17 protein-coding genes are annotated in these 18,380 nt (G+C 44.6%); all 17 read right to left on the reverse strand.

The window, feature by feature from the left end; all coding sequences use genetic code 11:
- Positions 1 to 15 precede the first annotated feature (15 nt).
- The 17 genes from rpsQ to rpoB all read right to left on the reverse strand — a co-directional run bounded on the left by rpsQ (position 16) and on the right by rpoB (position 18,189).
- Positions 16 to 264 (reverse strand): 30S ribosomal protein S17, encoded by a 249-nt coding sequence (gene rpsQ, locus GQA99_RS18465; protein WP_160056435.1) that lies wholly within the window; start codon positions 262 to 264, stop codon positions 16 to 18.
- The gene (gene rpmC, locus GQA99_RS18470; protein ID WP_006083592.1) at positions 264 to 455 is read right to left on the reverse strand and encodes a 50S ribosomal protein L29; all 192 of its coding nucleotides are present in this window, start codon (positions 453 to 455) and stop codon (positions 264 to 266) included. The genes rpsQ and rpmC overlap by 1 nt, the downstream gene beginning before the upstream one ends.
- Positions 455 to 865 (reverse strand): 50S ribosomal protein L16, encoded by a 411-nt coding sequence (rplP, locus tag GQA99_RS18475; RefSeq protein WP_160056437.1) that lies wholly within the window; start codon positions 863 to 865, stop codon positions 455 to 457. Before rplP ends, rpmC begins: the two co-directional genes overlap by 1 nt.
- 11 nt (positions 866 to 876) lie before the next feature.
- Complete coding sequence (rpsC, locus tag GQA99_RS18480) at positions 877 to 1,566, reverse strand: 30S ribosomal protein S3 (RefSeq protein ID WP_160056439.1); 690 nt, start codon at positions 1,564 to 1,566, stop codon at positions 877 to 879.
- Positions 1,567 to 1,578: 12 nt separating this feature from the next.
- Complete coding sequence (rplV, locus tag GQA99_RS18485) at positions 1,579 to 1,911, reverse strand: 50S ribosomal protein L22 (protein WP_160056441.1); 333 nt, start codon at positions 1,909 to 1,911, stop codon at positions 1,579 to 1,581.
- A 15-nt stretch (positions 1,912 to 1,926) separates the two neighbouring features.
- On the reverse strand, positions 1,927 to 2,205 hold the full coding sequence (gene rpsS / locus GQA99_RS18490) for a 30S ribosomal protein S19 (protein ID WP_006083596.1): 279 nt from the start codon (positions 2,203 to 2,205) through the stop codon (positions 1,927 to 1,929).
- Between the two features lie 14 nt (positions 2,206 to 2,219).
- A complete protein-coding gene (gene rplB, locus GQA99_RS18495; RefSeq protein WP_160056443.1) occupies positions 2,220 to 3,044 on the reverse strand; it encodes a 50S ribosomal protein L2 in 825 nt (274 codons plus the stop codon).
- A 16-nt stretch (positions 3,045 to 3,060) separates the two neighbouring features.
- Positions 3,061 to 3,363 (reverse strand): 50S ribosomal protein L23, encoded by a 303-nt coding sequence (rplW, locus tag GQA99_RS18500; protein WP_124729276.1) that lies wholly within the window; start codon positions 3,361 to 3,363, stop codon positions 3,061 to 3,063.
- Positions 3,360 to 3,965 (reverse strand): 50S ribosomal protein L4, encoded by a 606-nt coding sequence (rplD, locus tag GQA99_RS18505; RefSeq protein WP_160056445.1) that lies wholly within the window; start codon positions 3,963 to 3,965, stop codon positions 3,360 to 3,362. Before rplD ends, rplW begins: the two co-directional genes overlap by 4 nt.
- Before the next feature lie 16 nt (positions 3,966 to 3,981).
- On the reverse strand, positions 3,982 to 4,620 hold the full coding sequence (gene rplC / locus GQA99_RS18510) for a 50S ribosomal protein L3 (RefSeq protein ID WP_160056447.1): 639 nt from the start codon (positions 4,618 to 4,620) through the stop codon (positions 3,982 to 3,984).
- A gap of 27 nt (positions 4,621 to 4,647) precedes the next feature.
- Entirely contained in the window at positions 4,648 to 4,959 is a 312-nt protein-coding gene (gene rpsJ / locus GQA99_RS18515) for a 30S ribosomal protein S10 (protein ID WP_011635639.1), read from the reverse strand.
- Between the two features lie 355 nt (positions 4,960 to 5,314).
- Positions 5,315 to 6,499, reverse strand: coding sequence for an elongation factor Tu (gene tuf / locus GQA99_RS18520; protein WP_160056449.1), 1,185 nt, complete (start codon positions 6,497 to 6,499; stop codon positions 5,315 to 5,317).
- A gap of 69 nt (positions 6,500 to 6,568) precedes the next feature.
- Positions 6,569 to 8,665 carry an elongation factor G gene (gene fusA, locus GQA99_RS18525; RefSeq protein ID WP_160056451.1) on the reverse strand — a complete coding sequence of 699 codons (2,097 nt, stop codon included), beginning with the start codon at positions 8,663 to 8,665 and terminating at the stop codon, positions 6,569 to 6,571.
- 79 nt (positions 8,666 to 8,744) lie between these two features.
- On the reverse strand, positions 8,745 to 9,215 hold the full coding sequence (gene rpsG / locus GQA99_RS18530; protein ID WP_160056453.1) for a 30S ribosomal protein S7: 471 nt from the start codon (positions 9,213 to 9,215) through the stop codon (positions 8,745 to 8,747).
- Between the two features lie 82 nt (positions 9,216 to 9,297).
- A complete protein-coding gene (gene rpsL / locus GQA99_RS18535) occupies positions 9,298 to 9,672 on the reverse strand; it encodes a 30S ribosomal protein S12 (RefSeq protein WP_101033703.1) in 375 nt (124 codons plus the stop codon).
- 176 nt (positions 9,673 to 9,848) lie between these two features.
- On the reverse strand, positions 9,849 to 14,075 hold the full coding sequence (rpoC, locus tag GQA99_RS18540; RefSeq protein WP_160056455.1) for a DNA-directed RNA polymerase subunit beta': 4,227 nt from the start codon (positions 14,073 to 14,075) through the stop codon (positions 9,849 to 9,851).
- Between the two features lie 82 nt (positions 14,076 to 14,157).
- Positions 14,158 to 18,189: a DNA-directed RNA polymerase subunit beta gene (gene rpoB, locus GQA99_RS18545; RefSeq protein WP_160056457.1), complete on the reverse strand. Its 4,032-nt coding sequence runs from the start codon at positions 18,187 to 18,189 to the stop codon at positions 14,158 to 14,160.
- Between the last annotated feature and the right edge of the window lie 191 nt (positions 18,190 to 18,380).

The raw sequence follows: 18,380 nt of genomic DNA on the forward strand, positions 1-18,380 counted from the left end.
TTATCCTAATGAAAATTAGGCTTTTGTTACTACTTCAGCAAGTGTCCAAGACTTAGTCTTAGATAGAGGACGACACTGACTAATAGTCACGATGTCACCTTCATTACACTGATTAGTTTCGTCATGTGCATGGATCTTAGTTGTACGCTTAATGTACTTCCCATAAATTGGGTGTTTCACTTGGCGTTCAATAGCAACAGTGATAGATTTTTCCATCTTGTTACTTACAACTTTACCTTGCAAAGTACGGATTTTATCAGACATTACGCACCTGCCTTAGAAGTAATAATGGTCTTAACACGTGCAATGTTACGACGCACTAGTTTCAACTGATTCGTTTGAGTCAATTGACCAGTAGCGTGTTGCATACGCAGGTTAAACTGCTCACGCAGCAGACCAAGTAATTCAGCGTTAAGTTCTTCAACGCTCTTTTCTCTTAGTTCGCTCGCTTTCATTACATCACCGTCTTAGTTACGAAGGTAGTCTTTAAAGGAAGCTTAGCAGCAGCTAAAGCGAAGGCTTCACGAGCCAACGTTTCAGAGACGCCATTCATCTCATAAAGAACCTTACCAGGTTGAATCTGACATACCCAGTATTCAACGTTACCTTTACCTTTACCCATACGCACTTCAAGAGGCTTAGAGGTAATTGGCTTGTCAGGGAAAACTCGAATCCAAATTTGTCCTTGACGTTTAACATGACGTGTCATGGCACGACGTGCAGATTCAATTTGACGTGCAGTTAAACGGCCACGGCCGACTGCTTTCAAACCGAAAGTACCAAAGCTAACTTCAGTACCGTTCGCTAGACCACGGTTGCGGCCTTTGAACATCTTGCGAAACTTCATACGTTTAGGTTGCAGCATAAAAGTTTCTCCTATTTACCACGAGGCTTACGCTTAGGTTGCTGCTTAGGCTCTTCAATTGCTGGTACCATACCGTCAAGAACTTCGCCTTTGAAGATCCAAACTTTAATACCAATCACACCGTATTGCGTGTGACTTTCAGCAGTTGAGTAGTCGATATCAGCACGTAGAGTATGCAAAGGTACACGACCTTCACGATACCATTCAGAACGTGCGATTTCAGCACCGCCTAAACGGCCGCTCACTTCAACTTTGATACCTTGAGCACCAATGCGCATAGCATTCTGTACCGCACGCTTCATAGCGCGACGGAACATAACACGACGCTCTAACTGCTGAGCAATAGAGTCAGCAACGAGCTTAGCGTCTAATTCAGGCTTACGGATCTCAGCGATGTTGATTTGAGCAGTAGTGCCTGTGATTTTAGACACATGTGCACGTAATACTTCAACGTCTTCACCTTTCTTACCAATCACAACGCCTGGACGGGCAGTGTGAATCGTAACGCGGATGCTTTTCGCTGGGCGTTCAATAACAATCTTAGATACTGATGCGGCTTTTAACTTTTCAGTTAAATATTGACGCACTTCCCAGTCGCTGTTCAGATTTTTTGCATAATCTGACTTATCTGCGTACCAGGTAGAGATCCAAGGCTTCGTGATACCCAGACGGATACCATTAGGATGTACTTTCTGTCCCATTGCTCTCTTCTCCTAGCGATCTGATACAACCACAGTGATGTGGCTGGTACGCTTCATGATACGATCAGCGCGGCCTTTAGCACGTGGCATGATACGCTTCATTGTTGGGCCTTCATCTACGAAGACGGCTCCAACTTTAAGCTCATCAATGTCAGCACCTTCGTTGTGTTCGGCGTTTGCGATAGCTGAGTCAAGTACTTTTTTAACTAGTACGGCGGCTTTCTTTGGGCTGAAGGTCAAAATCTCGAGAGCCTTAGAAACAGGCAATCCACGAATTTGATCAGCAACTAGACGGGCCTTCTGCGCAGACGTACGAGCAAAACGATGTTTAGCTAAAACTTCCATCTTATTCCTCCCGTATTAACGCTTCTTCGCTTTCTTATCTGCAGCATGGCCGCGATAAGTGCGAGTTGGTGAAAATTCACCAAGCTTGTGACCGATCATTTCGTCAGTTACGAACACAGGTACGTGCTGACGACCATTATGGACAGCGATGGTCAACCCAATCATATTAGGGATGATCATTGAGCGACGAGACCAAGTCTTAATTGGCTTTTTATCTCCCGCTTCCATCGCTTTCTCTACCTTCTTCAGCAAGTGCAGGTCAATGAAGGGACCTTTCTTGAGAGAACGTGGCATGGCGAATCCTCTTACTATTTATTACGACGACGTACGATGTACTTGTCAGTGCGCTTGTTGCTACGAGTTTTATAACCCTTAGTCGGCACACCCCATGGACTCACTGGATGACGTCCACCAGAAGTACGGCCTTCACCACCACCATGTGGATGGTCTACTGGGTTCATTGCAACACCACGTACTGTAGGGCGAATGCCTCTCCAGCGCTTAGCACCTGCTTTGCCTAACTGGCGTAGCATATGCTCGGCATTACCAACTTCACCAAATGTCGCGCGGCAATCTACTGGAACTTTACGCATTTCGCCAGAGCGAAGACGTAGAGTTGCATAAGCACCATCACGAGCAACAACTTGTACATAAGCACCAGCTGAACGTGCGATCTGAGCGCCTTTACCAGGCTTCATCTCAACAGCGTGTACAACACTACCTACTGGAATGTTGCGTAACGGCATAGCGTTACCAGTCTTGATGTCTGCATCCAAGCCAGATTTGATTGCATCGCCCGCTTTCATGCCTTTAGCAGCAAGAATATAACGACGCTCACCATCTGCATACAGTACTAGCGCGATGTGCGCTGTACGGTTTGGATCGTATTCAAGACGTTCAACTTTTGCAGGGATACCATCTTTATCGCGTTTGAAGTCGATTAGACGGTAGTGCTGCTTATGTCCACCACCAACGTGGCGTACTGTGATACGGCCAGTATTGTTACGGCCACCACTTTTAGTTTTTTTCGCCAACAGGCCAGCAAAAGGTTTACCCTTATGCAGATCTGTATTCACCACTTTAACTACGTGGCGACGACCTGGAGAGGTTGGCTTACACTTAATAACTGCCATGATAATTCTCCTTTGCTTACTCAGCGCCGCCGACGAAATCGATGTCAGCACCAGCAGCTAAAGTTACATAAGCTTTTTTCCAATCGCTACGACGACCTACACGGCCACCGGTACGTTTAGTTTTGCCTTTGTTAACTAGAGTGCGAACTGAATCAACTTCAACTTCAAATAGCTTCGCTACTGCAGCTTTGATCTCTGCTTTAGTCGCATCGATTGCTACGCGGAAAACTACAGTGTTGTTCTTCTCAGCAACGACAGTACTCTTTTCAGAGATATGTGGAGCTAGAATCACTTTTAGCAAACGTTCTTCGCGGATCATGCTAGCATCTCCTCGATTTGCTTCACTGCATCAGCAGTAACAAGAACAGTGTTGAACGCAATTAGACTAACTGGGTCTAGACCCGCTACGTCACGTACGTCAACTTTGTATAAGTTGCGAGCTGCTAAGAATAAATTCTCATCAACTTCAGCTGTAACAATTAGAACGTCTTCTAAGTTCATTGCTGCTAACTTAGCTTTTAACTCTTTAGTTTTAGGAGCTTCAACGCTAAATGATTCAACAACAACTAAACGCTCTTGACGTACCAATTCAGACAGAATGCTCTTAAGAGCACCACGGTACATCTTCTTGTTAACTTTTTGGCTGTGATCTTGAGTTTTAGCAGCGAATGTTACGCCACCGCCACGCCAGATTGGGCCTTTAACACTACCGGCACGAGCGCGGCCTGTGCCTTTCTGGCGCCATGGTTTTTTACCAGAGCCAGTTACTTCCGCACGAGTCTTTTGAGCACGAGTGCCCTGACGTGCGTTTGCAGCGTAAGCTACAACTACCTGATGAACCAGTGCCTCGTTAAAGTCACGGCCGAAGGTAGTTTCGGAAACTTCAAGAGCGCTTTGCGCGTCTTTCAATACCAATTCCATTACTATCTCCTCAGACCTAAGCTTTAACTGCAGGCTTAATGATTAGATCACCATTGGTAGCGCCTGGAACTGCGCCGCGTACTAATAACAAGTTACGCTCTGCATCAACACGTACAACGTGTAGATTTTGAGTAGTTACTTGCTCAGCACCCATATGACCTGACATTTTTTTGCCTTTGAATACACGACCAGGCGTTTGGTTCTGACCGATAGAACCGTTCGCGCGGTGCGCCAATGAGTTACCGTGAGTCATATCTTGAGTACGGAAGTTCCAGCGCTTAATACCGCCTTGGAAGCCCTTACCTTTTGATTGACCAGTAACATCTACTTTCACAACTTCTGCGAAAATATCAACATTAAGCTCAGCACCAACTTCAATGCCTTCGCCTTCACCATCTGCTAAACGCAATTCCCATAAACCACGACCGGCTTCTACGCCGCCCTTGGCAAAATGACCTGCTTCTGCTTTAGTGATGCGATTGGCTTTTTTGGTACCAGTAGTCACTTGAAGTGCGCGGTAACCGTCAGTTTCTAAAGTTTTCACTTGAGTTACGCGGTTGCCAGCAATTTCAATTACTGTTACAGGGATTGACGTACCATCTTCAGTGAAGATGCGAGTCATACCCACTTTACGACCAATAAGACCGATAGCCATCTCTCAAACCTCTTCTAAGGATCTCAATTAACCTAAGCTAATCTGAACGTCGACACCAGCCGCAAGATCTAAACGCATTAACGCGTCTACAGTCTTTTCTGTTGGCTCTACGATGTCAACTAAACGCTTGTGGGTACGAATTTCGTACTGATCACGTGCATCTTTATTAACGTGCGGAGAGATCAAAACGGTATAACGCTCTTTGCGTGTTGGTAGTGGAATAGGACCACGTACCTGCGCGCCTGTACGCTTAGCAGTTTCAACGATTTCCGCTGTAGACTGATCAATCAAACGATGATCAAATCCTTTCAAGCGGATACGGATTCTTTGGTTCTGCATTGACCAGAGCTCCTAAAATGGACACATAAAAAATCACCCTCTAGCTTTTTCCTTTCTGGAAAAGCAGAGCGAGATGATTTAACCGTTCGACTCCCAATCGGAGTCGCTATGAAAATGAATAACCGAATTGGTTAAACAAATATTTTCGCTGCACATGTCAGCGAGTGGGCAATTATACAGATCTTGTTTTAGAGATCAAGCCCATTGTGTAAATAGTCTTCAGAAAGTCTTTTCACAATCAATTGCCGCGCATTTTACACAATTAATGTATTTATGCTACTAGATTGTGTGATTATTTCCTAAAAACAAAAAAGGAAGCCGAAGCTTCCTTTTTCAGTGTTCACTAAAGTCGCTATTACGCGATGATTTTAGCTACAACACCAGCACCAACTGTACGGCCACCTTCACGGATAGCGAAACGTAAACCGTCGTCCATCGCGATTGGGTAAATCAAAGTAACTACCATCTTGATGTTATCACCAGGCATAACCATTTCTACGCCTTCTGGTAACTCAATTGTGCCTGTTACGTCTGTTGTACGGAAGTAGAACTGTGGACGGTAACCTTTAAAGAATGGAGTGTGACGACCACCCTCTTCTTTTGATAACACGTACACTTCTGATTCGAATGTTGTGTGTGGCGTGATTGAACCAGGCTTAGCTAGTACTTGACCACGTTCTACGTCATCACGCTTAGTACCACGTAATAACACACCACAGTTCTCGCCTGCACGACCTTCGTCAAGCAGTTTACGGAACATTTCTACACCAGTACACGTTGTCTTAGTAGTCGCATGAACACCAACGATTTCTACTTCGTCTGATACTCGTACAATACCACGCTCAACACGACCAGTTACCACTGTACCACGACCTGAAATCGAGAATACGTCTTCGATTGGTAGTAGGAATGGCTTATCGATGTCACGCTCTGGCTCGGGAATATAAGAGTCTAACGCTTCTGCTAACTCAAGAATCTTACCTTCCCATGCTGCATCGCCTTCTAGCGCTTTTAATGCAGAACCCTGGATAACTGGTAAGTCATCACCTGGGAAGTCGTATTCTGAAAGAAGTTCACGAACTTCCATCTCTACTAATTCTAGTAATTCTTCGTCATCTACCATGTCACACTTGTTCATGAATACGATGATGAATGGTACACCTACCTGACGTGAAAGTAGGATGTGCTCACGAGTCTGTGGCATTGGGCCGTCAGTCGCTGCTACTACTAAAATCGCGCCGTCCATCTGTGCAGCACCAGTAATCATGTTTTTAACATAATCGGCGTGACCTGGACAATCTACGTGTGCGTAGTGACGTGATGGAGTGTCATATTCGATGTGCGAAGTATTAATAGTAATACCGCGCTCACGCTCTTCTGGAGCGTTATCGATTTGTGCGAAGTTACGAGCTTCACCACCATAAGTCTTAGACAATACAGCAGAGATAGCTGCAGTAAGAGTTGTTTTACCATGGTCAACGTGACCGATGGTGCCTACGTTTACGTGAGGCTTTTTACGTTCAAATTTAGCTTTTGCCACGATAAATTCCTTTCTTTTCAGAAGTGCTCGATTAATTCGAGCAATATAACATTGATGCCGTAACCGATATTAGTTACGAGATTCTATAATCGCTTTTGCAATGTTTTGCGGTGCATCTGCGTACTTATAAAACTCCATAGAGTAAGAAGCACGACCCTGAGATGCAGAGCGCAAATCAGTCGCATAACCAAACATTTCAGATAGAGGCACTACTGCATGAACAAGTTTAACACCTGCGATGCCATCGTCCATACCTTCAATTATGCCACGACGGCGGTTTAAATCACCAACAACATCGCCCATATAATTTTCAGGTGTAGTCACTTCTACTTTCATACAAGGTTCGAGCAACGCTGGGTTTGCTTCTAGCGCACCCTGTTTGAAGCCCATTGAACCTGCAATTTTGAACGCCATTTCATTCGAGTCCACATCATGATATGAACCGTCAAATAATGTGACCTTCACATCAAGAACAGGATAACCAGCTAATACGCCGTTTTTCATCTGCTCTTGAATACCTTTGTCAACAGCAGGGATGTATTCGCGAGGAATAACACCACCAACAACTTCATTGACAAATTCGTAGCCCGCACCCTCTTCGAGTGGCTCAAGTCTTAACCAAACATGGCCAAACTGTCCACGTCCGCCAGATTGACGTACGAACTTTCCTTCCACTTCTACTTTAGAACGAATAGTTTCACGATAAGCAACCTGTGGTTTACCTACGTTACACTCTACACTGAATTCGCGACGCATTCGGTCAACGATAATATCCAAGTGTAGCTCACCCATTCCCGATATTAGTGTTTGAGCTGACTCTTCGTTAGTTTCTACACGGAAAGATGGATCTTCTGCTGCTAATTTTTGCAGCGCGATACCCATTTTGTCCTGATCGGCTTTTGAACGAGGCTCAACGGCGATGGTAATCACGGGTTCTGGGAACTCCATGCGTTCAAGAATCACTCTGTGATCATTATCGCAAAGAGTATCACCGGTTGTAACATCTTTTAGACCTATAGCCGCTGCAATATCACCTGCACGTACTTCTTTTAGTTCGGTACGGTCGTTAGCGTGCATTTGCACCATTCGACCAATACGTTCACGTTTCTGTTTAACAGAATTGTAAACGCCCGCACCTGTCTCAAGTACACCGGAATATACGCGGATAAAGGTAAGTGTTCCAACAAATGGATCAGTCGCAATTTTAAATGCCAATGCCGCAAATGGTGCATTGTCATCGGATAGTCGCTCAACTTCATTTTCGTCTTCATCAATACCTTTTATTGAAGGTACATCAATTGGCGCTGGTAAGAAGTCGACAACCGCATCAAGAACCGCCTGCACACCTTTGTTCTTAAATGCAGAACCACAGGTTGCTAGTACGATCTCGTTGTTAATTGTACGCTGACGCAGAGCTGCTTTAATCTCAGCTTCTGATAACTCACCTTCTTCAAGGTATTTGTTCATCAGTTCATCTGAGGCTTCAGCTGCTGCTTCCACGAGATACTCATGCATATCTGCAGCTTTTGCTGCGAGATCTGCAGGAATGTCTTCATAAGTGAATGTCATTCCCTGATCTGTTTCAGACCAGTTAATAGCTTTCATCTTAATTAAATCAATAACACCCTTGAAGTTCTCTTCTGCACCAATGTTTAATTGAATTGGTACACAAGTCGCACCAAGGCGGTTACGAATTTGTTTTATTACGCGGTCAAAATCTGCACCTGCACGGTCCATCTTGTTAACAAATACCATACGCGGAACGTGGTACTTATCAGCTTGACGCCAAACAGTTTCTGATTGTGGTTCAACGCCAGACGAGCCGCAGAATACAACTACGGCGCCATCAAGTACGCGTAATGAACGCTCGACTTCAATAGTGAAGTCTACGTGACCTGGGGTATCGATGATATTAATACGGTGTTCAGCGAATTGAGCTTCCATACCGCGCCAAAAGGTAGTTACAGCAGCTGAAGTGATAGTAATACCACGTTCTTGCTCTTGTACCATCCAATCAGTCGTGGCGGCGCCGTCATGCACCTCACCGATTTTATGAGACATACCGGTATAGAACAGAACACGTTCTGTTGTGGTAGTTTTACCTGCATCCACATGAGCAACAATACCGATGTTACGATAACGCTCAATTGGGGTTGTACGAGCCACTATTTATACCCTCTCAGCTAAAACTTTTGGTTTTAGCAATATCAACAATATGGAGCGGGCCGAAACCCGCTCCATTATATTACCAACGGTAATGAGCAAAGGCTTTGTTAGCTTCAGCCATGCGATGCACGTCTTCACGCTTCTTAACAGCAGTACCTTTGTTTTCAGACGCATCTAGCATTTCACCTGCTAGACGTAGAGCCATAGATTTTTCACCACGCTTGCGAGCAGCTTCAACTAACCAGCGCATCGCTAGTGCGTTACGACGCACTGGACGAACTTCACATGGTACTTGATACGTTGAACCACCAACACGACGAGATTTAACCTCGACTGAAGGGCGAACGTTATCAAGAGCTGCTTCAAGGATAGTTAAATGGTTTTCGCTTTTCTTTTCAGCGACAACATCTAACGCCTTGTAGATAATTTTTTCTGCAGTCGACTTTTTGCCGTCCTGCATAATGACGTTGATGAACTTAGCCAACAACTCACTGTGAAACTTTGGATCTGGTAGGATTTTACGTTGTCCTACAACGCGACGTCTTGGCATATCAATTCTCCGTATGCTTCAGGTATTTCCAAAACTGGAATGTCAAATAAATACTAGCTTGGCCTTACTTAAACGGGATACGTTAAGACTTAGGACGCTTAGCACCGTACTTAGAACGGCCTTGGCGACGTGAAGTCACGCCAGCACAGTCTAATGCGCCACGAACAGTGTGGTAACGCACACCAGGTAAGTCTTTAACACGACCACCACGGATTAGGATTACACTATGCTCTTGCAAGTTATGGCCTTCACCGCCGATGTACGAAGTTACTTCGAAACCGTTAGTTAGACGCACACGAGCTACTTTACGTAGTGCAGAGTTAGGTTTTTTAGGTGTTGTAGTGTACACACGAGTACAAACACCACGTTTTTGTGGGCACGCGTTCAACGCAGGCACATTAGTCTTTTCGACTTTTGGCGCGCGTGGCTTACGTACCAACTGGTTTACAGTTGCCATGTATAGCTCCGACAGTTGATTTAAACTCAACAATTAGGTGTGAAAAATCTATATCCCACAATGATGGGACGCGGAATTTTAGAAAGGTAATGGCTGCCTGTCAAGAAATAGCCAACTTTTCGTGCAAATTCCAATAAAAAAGGCGCCATTGGCGCCTTTTTTAACAAATCGCTAACTTAATCTTGGCTACCAGCCAAGTTTAGTAGATCTGCTAGGTTCTGTTCAGCTTCGCTTGCCGTTACAGTTGTCGCTTCCACTTTGCCTTTTGAACTTGCTGCTTTAGCGCGTTCTTCGTTGCGAGTTTTGTGATAAGCATAACCAGTACCAGCAGGGATCAAACGACCAACGATTACGTTTTCTTTCAGACCACGTAATGGATCGCTCTTACCACCAACAGCAGCTTCAGTTAACACACGTGTGGTCTCCTGGAACGATGCAGCTGAGATGAATGATTCAGTAGCCAAAGATGCTTTGGTAATACCCAATAATTCACGTTCGAACGTTGCCGGTGCTTTACCTTGAGCAATTAGCTCACGGTTAGCAATCTTAACGCGCGCAACTTCAACTTGTTCGCCTTCTAAGAACTCACTGTCGCCTGCAGTGCTAATTAAGCACTTACGTAGCATTTGACGAATGATAACTTCGATGTGCTTGTCGTTGATCTTTACACCCTGTAGACGGTATACGTCCTGTACTTCGTTCACAATGTAGTTAGCTACGTTGTGAATACCACGAAGACGTAAGATGTCATGCGCCGCTTCTGGACCGTCTGCAATAACTTCACCACGTTCGACTTTTTCACCTTCGAACACGTTCAAGTTACGCCACTTAGGGATCATTTCTTCATAGTGATCGCCGCCATCAGCAGGCGTAATCACTAGACGACGTTTACCTTTAGTCTCTTTACCGAACGAGATAGTACCAGAGATTTCAGCAAGAATTGCTGGCTCTTTTGGTTTACGCGCTTCGAATAAGTCAGCAACACGTGGTAAACCACCGGTGATATCACGTGTTTTAGACGATTCTTGTGGAATACGAGCTAAAGCGTCACCAACGTTGATTTTAGAGTTATCGTCTTTTGATACAATCGCGTTGCCCGGTAAGAAATATTGAGCTGGCACTTCAGTACCAGGGATCATTAAGTCATTACCATCAGCGTCAACGAGACGAATGGCTGGACGTAATTCTTTACCTGCAGAAGTACGCGCACCAATCTCAAGCACAACAACAGAAGACAAACCAGTTAACTCGTCAGTTTGACGTGTCATGGTTACGCCGTCGATCATGTCAACAAACTTAACGCTACCCGCTACTTCAGAGATAATTGGGTGAGTATGTGGATCCCAGTTAGCGATAATTTCGCCTGGAGCCACTTCACTGTCTTCCAATTTCTCTAACACAGTACCGTAAGGCACTTTGTAACGCTCTTTCTCACGACCTAGCTCATCAATAATGGCTAATTCAGAAGAACGAGAAACGATAACAAGCTTACCGTCGATGTTAGAAACATGCTTAGCATTGTGTAACTTCAGAGAGCCCGCGTTCTTAACTTGAACGTTGTTTTCTGCAGAAGCTCGTGATGCCGCACCACCAATGTGGAACGTACGCATGGTTAACTGTGTACCAGGTTCACCGATTGACTGTGCTGCCACAACACCAATAGCTTCACCGTGGTTGATAATATGACCACGAGCCAAGTCACGGCCGTAACAAGCTGCACACACACCAAAGTCTGTTTCACAGGTAATTACAGAACGTACAATCACTTCATCGATACTGTGTTCTTCTAACGTATTACACCATGCTTCATCAAGAAGGGTGTTGCGAGGCGCAAGTACTTCTTCAGTTCCTGGCTTCAATACGTCAATAGCAACAACACGACCTAGAACACGTTCGCGTAATGGTTCAACAACATCACCACCTTCAATCAGCGGCTTCATTGTTAGACCATGCTCAACACCACAGTCGTCTTCAATCACAACTAAGTCTTGTGCAACGTCTACTAGACGACGAGTTAGGTAACCCGAGTTAGCGGTCTTCAATGCGGTATCGGCAAGACCTTTACGCGCACCGTGAGTTGAAATAAAGTACTGTAGTACGTTTAGACCTTCACGGAAGTTAGCCACAATTGGGGTTTCGATGATTGAGCCGTCTGGCTTAGCCATCAGACCACGCATACCCGCCAACTGACGGATCTGAGCGGCACTACCACGAGCGCCCGAGTCAGCCATCATATAGATGCTGTTAAACGATGCTTGCTTCTCTTCAACGCCATCACGGTTTATCACTGTCTCAGTTGACAGGTTTTCCATCATCGCTTTAGAAACTTTTTCGTTGGCACTTGCCCAGATATCGATAACTTTGTTGTAACGCTCACCGGCAGTAACAAGACCTGATTGGAACTGCTCTTGAATTTCAAGCACTTCAGCTTCAGCGTCTGCAACTAAGGTGTATTTCTCGTCTGGAATAACCATGTCATCGATACCTACAGAGGCACCAGAAATGGTTGCAAAACGGAAACCGGTATACATCAATTGGTCAGCAAAGATAACAGTATCTTTAAGACCTAGTTGACGGTAACACGTGTTCAACAGCTTAGAGATCTGCTTCTTACCCATGTTTTGGTTAACCAAATCATAAGATAAGCCTTCAGGCAAAATTAACGACAACAGCGCACGACCAACTGTAGTGTCTACAATACGTGTCGCTTTTGTTCTTTCGCCATCTTCAGCAATGTGCGTTTCAGTAATACGTACTTTTACGCGAGCATGTAATTCTGCTACACCTACGGCATAAGCCTTTTCAACTTCAGATACTGAAGAGAAAGCCATGCCTTCACCGCGGCCATTAATACGTTCACGGCTGGTGTAGTACAAACCTAATACCACGTCTTGAGACGGAGTAATTACTGGCTCACCGTTAGCTGGTGACAAAATGTTGTTGGTTGACATCATTAGCGCACGAGCTTCTAACTGAGCTTCAAGCGTTAATGGAACGTGAACCGCCATTTGGTCACCGTCGAAGTCGGCGTTGTATGCCGCACAAACTAACGGATGCAATTGAATTGCTTTACCTTCAATCAGAACAGGTTCAAATGCTTGAATACCTAGTCTGTGAAGTGTTGGTGCACGGTTAAGCATCACAGGATGTTCACGAATCACTTCGTCTAATACATCCCATACTTCAGCCTGTTCGCGTTCAACCATTTTCTTAGCAGCTTTAATAGTAGTGGCTAGACCACGACCTTCTAACTTGCCATAAATAAATGGTTTGAATAGCTCAAGTGCCATCTTCTTAGGAAGACCACACTGATGTAGACGTAAAGTAGGACCTACGGTAATTACCGAACGGCCTGAATAGTCAACACGCTTACCAAGTAAGTTCTGACGGAAACGACCTTGCTTACCCTTGATCATATCAGCAAGAGATTTAAGCGGACGCTTGTTAGAACCCGTAATAGCACGACCGCGACGACCGTTATCTAATAGCGCATCAACTGACTCTTGTAACATACGCTTTTCGTTACGTACGATAATGTCAGGCGCAGCTAAATCTAACAGACGCTTCAAACGGTTGTTACGGTTAATCACACGACGGTAAAGATCGTTAAGATCTGAAGTCGCGAAACGACCACCGTCTAACGGCACTAATGGACGTAGATCTGGTGGAAGAACCGGTAATACTTTTAAGATCATCCACTCTGGCTTGTTGCCAGACGTGAAGAATGCTTCCATCAATTTAAGGCGCTTAGTGACCTTCTTACGACGGGTTTCAGAATTGATTGAAGGCAATTCTTCACGCATTTGTTCGATCTGTTCTTCTAAGTTGATAGCACGTAGCAATTCTAAAACTGCTTCAGCTCCCATCTTAGCTTCAAACTCGTCACCGTATTCTTCTAACGCATCAAGATATGTTTCTTCGGTAAGCATTTGGCCGCGCTCAAGCGTGGTCATGCCAGGCTCGATAACAACAAATGATTCGAAGTACAGTACGCGTTCAATATCACGCAACGTCATATCAAGCATTAAGCCGATACGTGACGGAAGTGATTTTAAGAACCAAATGTGGGCAACTGGGCTAGCCAATTCAATGTGACCCATGCGCTCACGACGCACTTTAGTCTGGGTAACTTCTACGCCACACTTTTCACAAATCACACCACGGTGCTTTAAACGTTTGTATTTACCACACAAACATTCGTAATCTTTAACCGGACCAAAGATACGCGCACAGAATAAACCTTCACGTTCAGGCTTGAATGTACGGTAGTTAATGGTTTCTGGCTTCTTTACTTCACCAAATGACCAAGAACGGATGAGATCTGGCGAAGCCAAACCAATTTTGATTCCGTTAAATTCTTCAGTCTTACTTTGCTGCTTAAGAAACTTTAATAAGTCTTTCACGTTTCTCTCCTGAAGGAGTTAAACCAGGTGCTTTGCTGATGCAAAGCACCCTTGGTTACCAAACATTGCTTAAGTGCGATGCTTACTCTTGGTCCAACTCGATATTAATACCAAGTGAACGGATTTCCTTCAACAATACGTTGAAAGACTCAGGCATGCCTGGTTGCATCTGATGGTTACCGTCGACGATGTTTTTATACATCTGAGTACGACCGTTCACGTCATCTGATTTAACTGTTAGCATTTCTTGTAGAGTATAAGCTGCACCGTATGCTTCAAGTGCCCACACTTCCATCTCACCGAAACGCTGACCACCGAATTGAGCTTTACCGCCCAATGGTTGTTGTGTAACTAAGCTGTACGAACCGGTTGAACGGGCGTGCATCTTGTCATCAACTAAGTGGTTCAGTTTGAGCATGTACATGTAACCAACAGTTACTTTACGCTCAAATTCGTTACCGGTACGGCCGTCACATAACGTTAACTGGCCAGACTCAGGTAAGCCTGCAAGAGCAAGCATTTGCTTGATCTCTTTCTCTTTAGCACCGTCGAATGCTGGTGTAGCAATCGGTACACCACCTTTAAGGTGAGTTGCCAAGCGCACAACTTCATCATCGGTAAACGATTCAATGTCAACACGCTGTAGCACGTCGTCACCTAGATCGTAAACTTGCTTGATGTAGTTACGAAGTTCAGCAACTTCACGCTGCTCTTCAAGCATAGCGGTAATCTTATTACCGATGCCTTTCGCTGCAGCACCCATGTGAACTTCAAGTACCTGACCGATGTTCATACGCGATGGTACGCCCAATGGGTTTAGTACGATGTCTACAGGATTACCTTCTTCATCGTATGGCATGTCTTCGATTGGACAGATCTTCGAGATAACACCTTTGTTACCATGACGACCCGCCATCTTGTCACCTGGTTGGATAGTACGTTTAACTGCTAGGTAAACCTTAACAATTTTCAGTACACCTGGTGCCAAGTCATCACCTTGAGTGATCTTACGACGCTTGATTTCAAACTTCTTATCAAAGTCAGCTTTTAGCTCTTCGTGCTGTTCAGCTAACTGCTCTAATTCAGTTTGTTTAGCTTCATCGTCGATAACTTGAATTAATACGTCTTTACGTGGGATCTCAGCTAATTTAGCTTCAGAATAACCAACAGACAGTAACAAGTTACGTGCACGGCTCAATACACCTTCTTCAAGGATCTTGAACTCTTCGCCTAAGTCTTTACGAGCTTGGCGTACGTGCATTTCTTCGATTTCAAGCGCGCGCTTATCTTTCTCAACGCCGTCACGGGTAAATACCTGGACGTCGATGATGGTGCCTTTCACTGAGTTAGGTACACGTAATGAACTGTCCTTAACGTCAGAGGCTTTTTCACCAAAAATAGCACGGAGTAGTTTCTCTTCTGGGGTTAACTGTGTTTCACCTTTAGGTGTCACTTTACCCACTAGAATGTCGCCACCCTTCACTTCAGCACCAATGTAAACGATACCTGATTCATCTAATTTAGATAAAGCAGACTCGCCTACGTTTGGAATATCAGCAGTGATTTCTTCGCTACCCAATTTAGTATCACGAGCAATACAAGAAAGCTCTTGGATATGGATAGTAGTGAAGCGATCTTCTTGCGCTACGCGCTCAGAAATTAAGATCGAATCTTCGAAGTTATAACCGTTCCAAGGCATGAACGCGATACGCATGTTTTGACCAAGGGCCAAATCACCTAAATCGGTAGATGGACCATCAGCTAATACGTCACCACGAACCACAGGCTCACCAACGAAACAACAAGGACGTTGGTTAATACAAGTGTTTTGGTTAGAACGGGTATATTTAGTTAAGTTGTAAATATCGATACCCGCTTCGCCTGGGCGTAGCTCATCTTCATTTACTTTAACAACGATACGGCTAGCATCTACGTAGTCAACAACACCACCACGTTTAGCAGCAACAACCACACCAGAGTCAACAGCAAGTGTACGTTCAATACCAGTACCCACTAACGGCTTATCAGCACGTAAAGTAGGAACGGCTTGACGTTGCATGTTAGCACCCATCAATGCGCGGTTAGCATCATCGTGTTCTAAGAACGGAATCAGTGATGCCGCAACAGAAATAATCTGTTGTGGTGATACGTCCATATACTGAACATCTGCAGCACGCATAAAGGTAGATTCACCTTTATGACGACACGCAATCTGCTCTTCAACCATGCGGCCATCAGCATCAACTTCAATGTTTGCCTGAGCAATAACATAACGGCCCTCTTCGATTGCTGATAAGTATTCAACTTCATCAGTAATCACACCATCAACCACTTTGCGGTAAGGTGTTTCTAAGAAACCATAAGAGTTAGTGCGCGCAAAACTTGCTAGCGAGTTGATTAGACCAATGTTTGGACCTTCAGGGGTCTCAATTGGACATAAACGACCGTAGTGAGTTGGATGTACGTCACGTACTTCGAAGCCAGCACGTTCACGAGTCAAACCACCGGGGCCAAGAGCAGAAATACGACGCTTATGCGTCACTTCTGATAGCGGGTTGTTTTGATCCATAAACTGTGACAACTGTGAAGAACCGAAGAATTCTTTCACTGCCGCAGAAATTGGCTTAGCGTTAATTAAGTCTTGTGGCATAAGCTCGTTTAAATCGCCTAACGATAGACGTTCACGAACAGCACGCTCAACACGGACTAAACCAACACGGAATTGGTTTTCAGCCATCTCACCTACGCTACGAATACGACGGTTGCCTAAGTGGTCAATATCGTCGACTTCATCATAACCGTTACGGATTTCGATGATTTTCTTCATTACCGATACGATGTCTTCTTTAGACAACACACCGTTACCTTCGTCTTCAGCAATCTCAAGACGACGGTTGAACTTCATACGACCTACTTTAGATAAGTCATAACGTTCTTCACTGAAGAATAGGTTTTGGAATAAACCTTCTGCTGCATCTTTGGTTGGTGGCTCGCCAGGACGCATCATACGGTAAATCTCAACTAACGCTTCTAGACGGTTAGTTGTAGAGTCAATGCGTAATGTGTCAGCAATATAAGCACCATGATCAAGATCATTGATAAACAATGTATCAATGTTCTTAATACCAGCAAGAGACAACTTAGCTAAATCTTCTAAGGTAATCTCGCTGTTAGCTGTAACTAATACTTCACCTGTATCTTCATCGATATAGTCTTGTGCAGCATACTTACCAACGATGTACTCAACTGGCACTTCAAGCTCAGTTGTGTTGGTTTTTTCAAGTTGCTTAATATGACGCGCAGTAATACGACGGCCAGCTTCAACTAATAAAGAGCCTTCAGCATCTTTAACATCATAACTTGCTGTTTCGCCGCGTAAACGGTCTGGCACAAGTGCCATTACAAGTGAGTCTTTCTTGATCTTAAACTCAATACGCTCAAAGAATAAATCTAAGATATCTTGAGTAGAGTATTCAAGCGCACGTAGAATAATCGTTGCCGGTAACTTACGACGACGGTCAATACGAACGAATAAAGCATCTTTAGGATCGAATTCAAAATCAAGCCATGAACCACGGTAAGGAATAATACGTGCGTTATACAGCACCTTACCTGAAGAGTGGGTTTTACCACGGTCATGATCAAAGAACACGCCTGGAGAACGGTGTAACTGAGAAACGATAACACGCTCAGTACCGTTGATAACGAAAGTACCGTTATCAGTCATCAATGGGATATCACCCATGTAGACTTCTTGCTCTTTAATGTCTTTAACAGTGCCTGCAGCAGCTTCACGGTCAAACAACACCATGCGTAATTTAACGCGAAGTGGTGCTGAATAAGTAACACCGCGGATCTGACATTCTTTCACATCAAAAACTGGCTCACCTAGCTTGTAGCTGACATATTGCAGCTCAGAATAGCCAGAAAAGCTCTTGATAGGAAAAACGCTACGGAATGCAGCTTCTAAGCCACGCTCACCCGTAGGGTCTTGATCGGTGAACTTCTTAAAAGAGTCTAACTGGATAGACAATAAATAAGGGATATCCAAAACTTTTGGACGCTTACCAAAGTCTTTGCGAATACGCTTCTTTTCAGAATAGGAGTAAACCATGGGTTTCCTCTGCTTACGAGATGTGACCAAGACTGAAATAATATAATTAAATCAGCACGTTTGCCCATCACCGTTGATGGCAAGAACCTAACCAGTAATCTCTGCTAGGGACTGCTAAAACTGGCGACAAACGGTGAATAAAAATCGCCTGCGCATAAAGCGCAAAAAAGGCCGACGGTTAAAAAACCGCC

The organism is Shewanella litoralis (genome assembly GCF_009828585.1).
Lineage (GTDB): Bacteria > Pseudomonadota > Gammaproteobacteria > Enterobacterales > Shewanellaceae > Shewanella > Shewanella litoralis.

Excerpts from the sequence above, each read along its gene's own strand:
- rpsJ (WP_011635639.1), bottom strand. The coding sequence starts at position 4,959 with ATGCAGAACCAAAGAATCCGTATCCGCTTGAAAGGATTTGATCATCGT.
- rplP (WP_160056437.1), bottom strand. The coding sequence starts at position 865 with ATGCTGCAACCTAAACGTATGAAGTTTCGCAAGATGTTCAAAGGCCGC.
- rpsS (WP_006083596.1), bottom strand. The coding sequence starts at position 2,205 with ATGCCACGTTCTCTCAAGAAAGGTCCCTTCATTGACCTGCACTTGCTG.
- rplB (WP_160056443.1), bottom strand. The coding sequence starts at position 3,044 with ATGGCAGTTATTAAGTGTAAGCCAACCTCTCCAGGTCGTCGCCACGTA.
- rpsQ (WP_160056435.1), bottom strand. The coding sequence starts at position 264 with ATGTCTGATAAAATCCGTACTTTGCAAGGTAAAGTTGTAAGTAACAAG.
- rpmC (WP_006083592.1), bottom strand. The coding sequence starts at position 455 with ATGAAAGCGAGCGAACTAAGAGAAAAGAGCGTTGAAGAACTTAACGCT.
- rpsC (WP_160056439.1), bottom strand. The coding sequence starts at position 1,566 with ATGGGACAGAAAGTACATCCTAATGGTATCCGTCTGGGTATCACGAAG.
- rplC (WP_160056447.1), bottom strand. The coding sequence starts at position 4,620 with ATGGCTATCGGTCTTATTGGTCGTAAAGTGGGTATGACTCGCATCTTC.
- rplW (WP_124729276.1), bottom strand. The coding sequence starts at position 3,363 with ATGATCCGCGAAGAACGTTTGCTAAAAGTGATTCTAGCTCCACATATC.
- rplD (WP_160056445.1), bottom strand. The coding sequence starts at position 3,965 with ATGGAATTGGTATTGAAAGACGCGCAAAGCGCTCTTGAAGTTTCCGAA.
- rpsL (WP_101033703.1), bottom strand. The coding sequence starts at position 9,672 with ATGGCAACTGTAAACCAGTTGGTACGTAAGCCACGCGCGCCAAAAGTC.
- rplV (WP_160056441.1), bottom strand. The coding sequence starts at position 1,911 with ATGGAAGTTTTAGCTAAACATCGTTTTGCTCGTACGTCTGCGCAGAAG.
- rpsG (WP_160056453.1), bottom strand. The coding sequence starts at position 9,215 with ATGCCAAGACGTCGCGTTGTAGGACAACGTAAAATCCTACCAGATCCA.
- rpoB (WP_160056457.1), bottom strand. The coding sequence starts at position 18,189 with ATGGTTTACTCCTATTCTGAAAAGAAGCGTATTCGCAAAGACTTTGGT.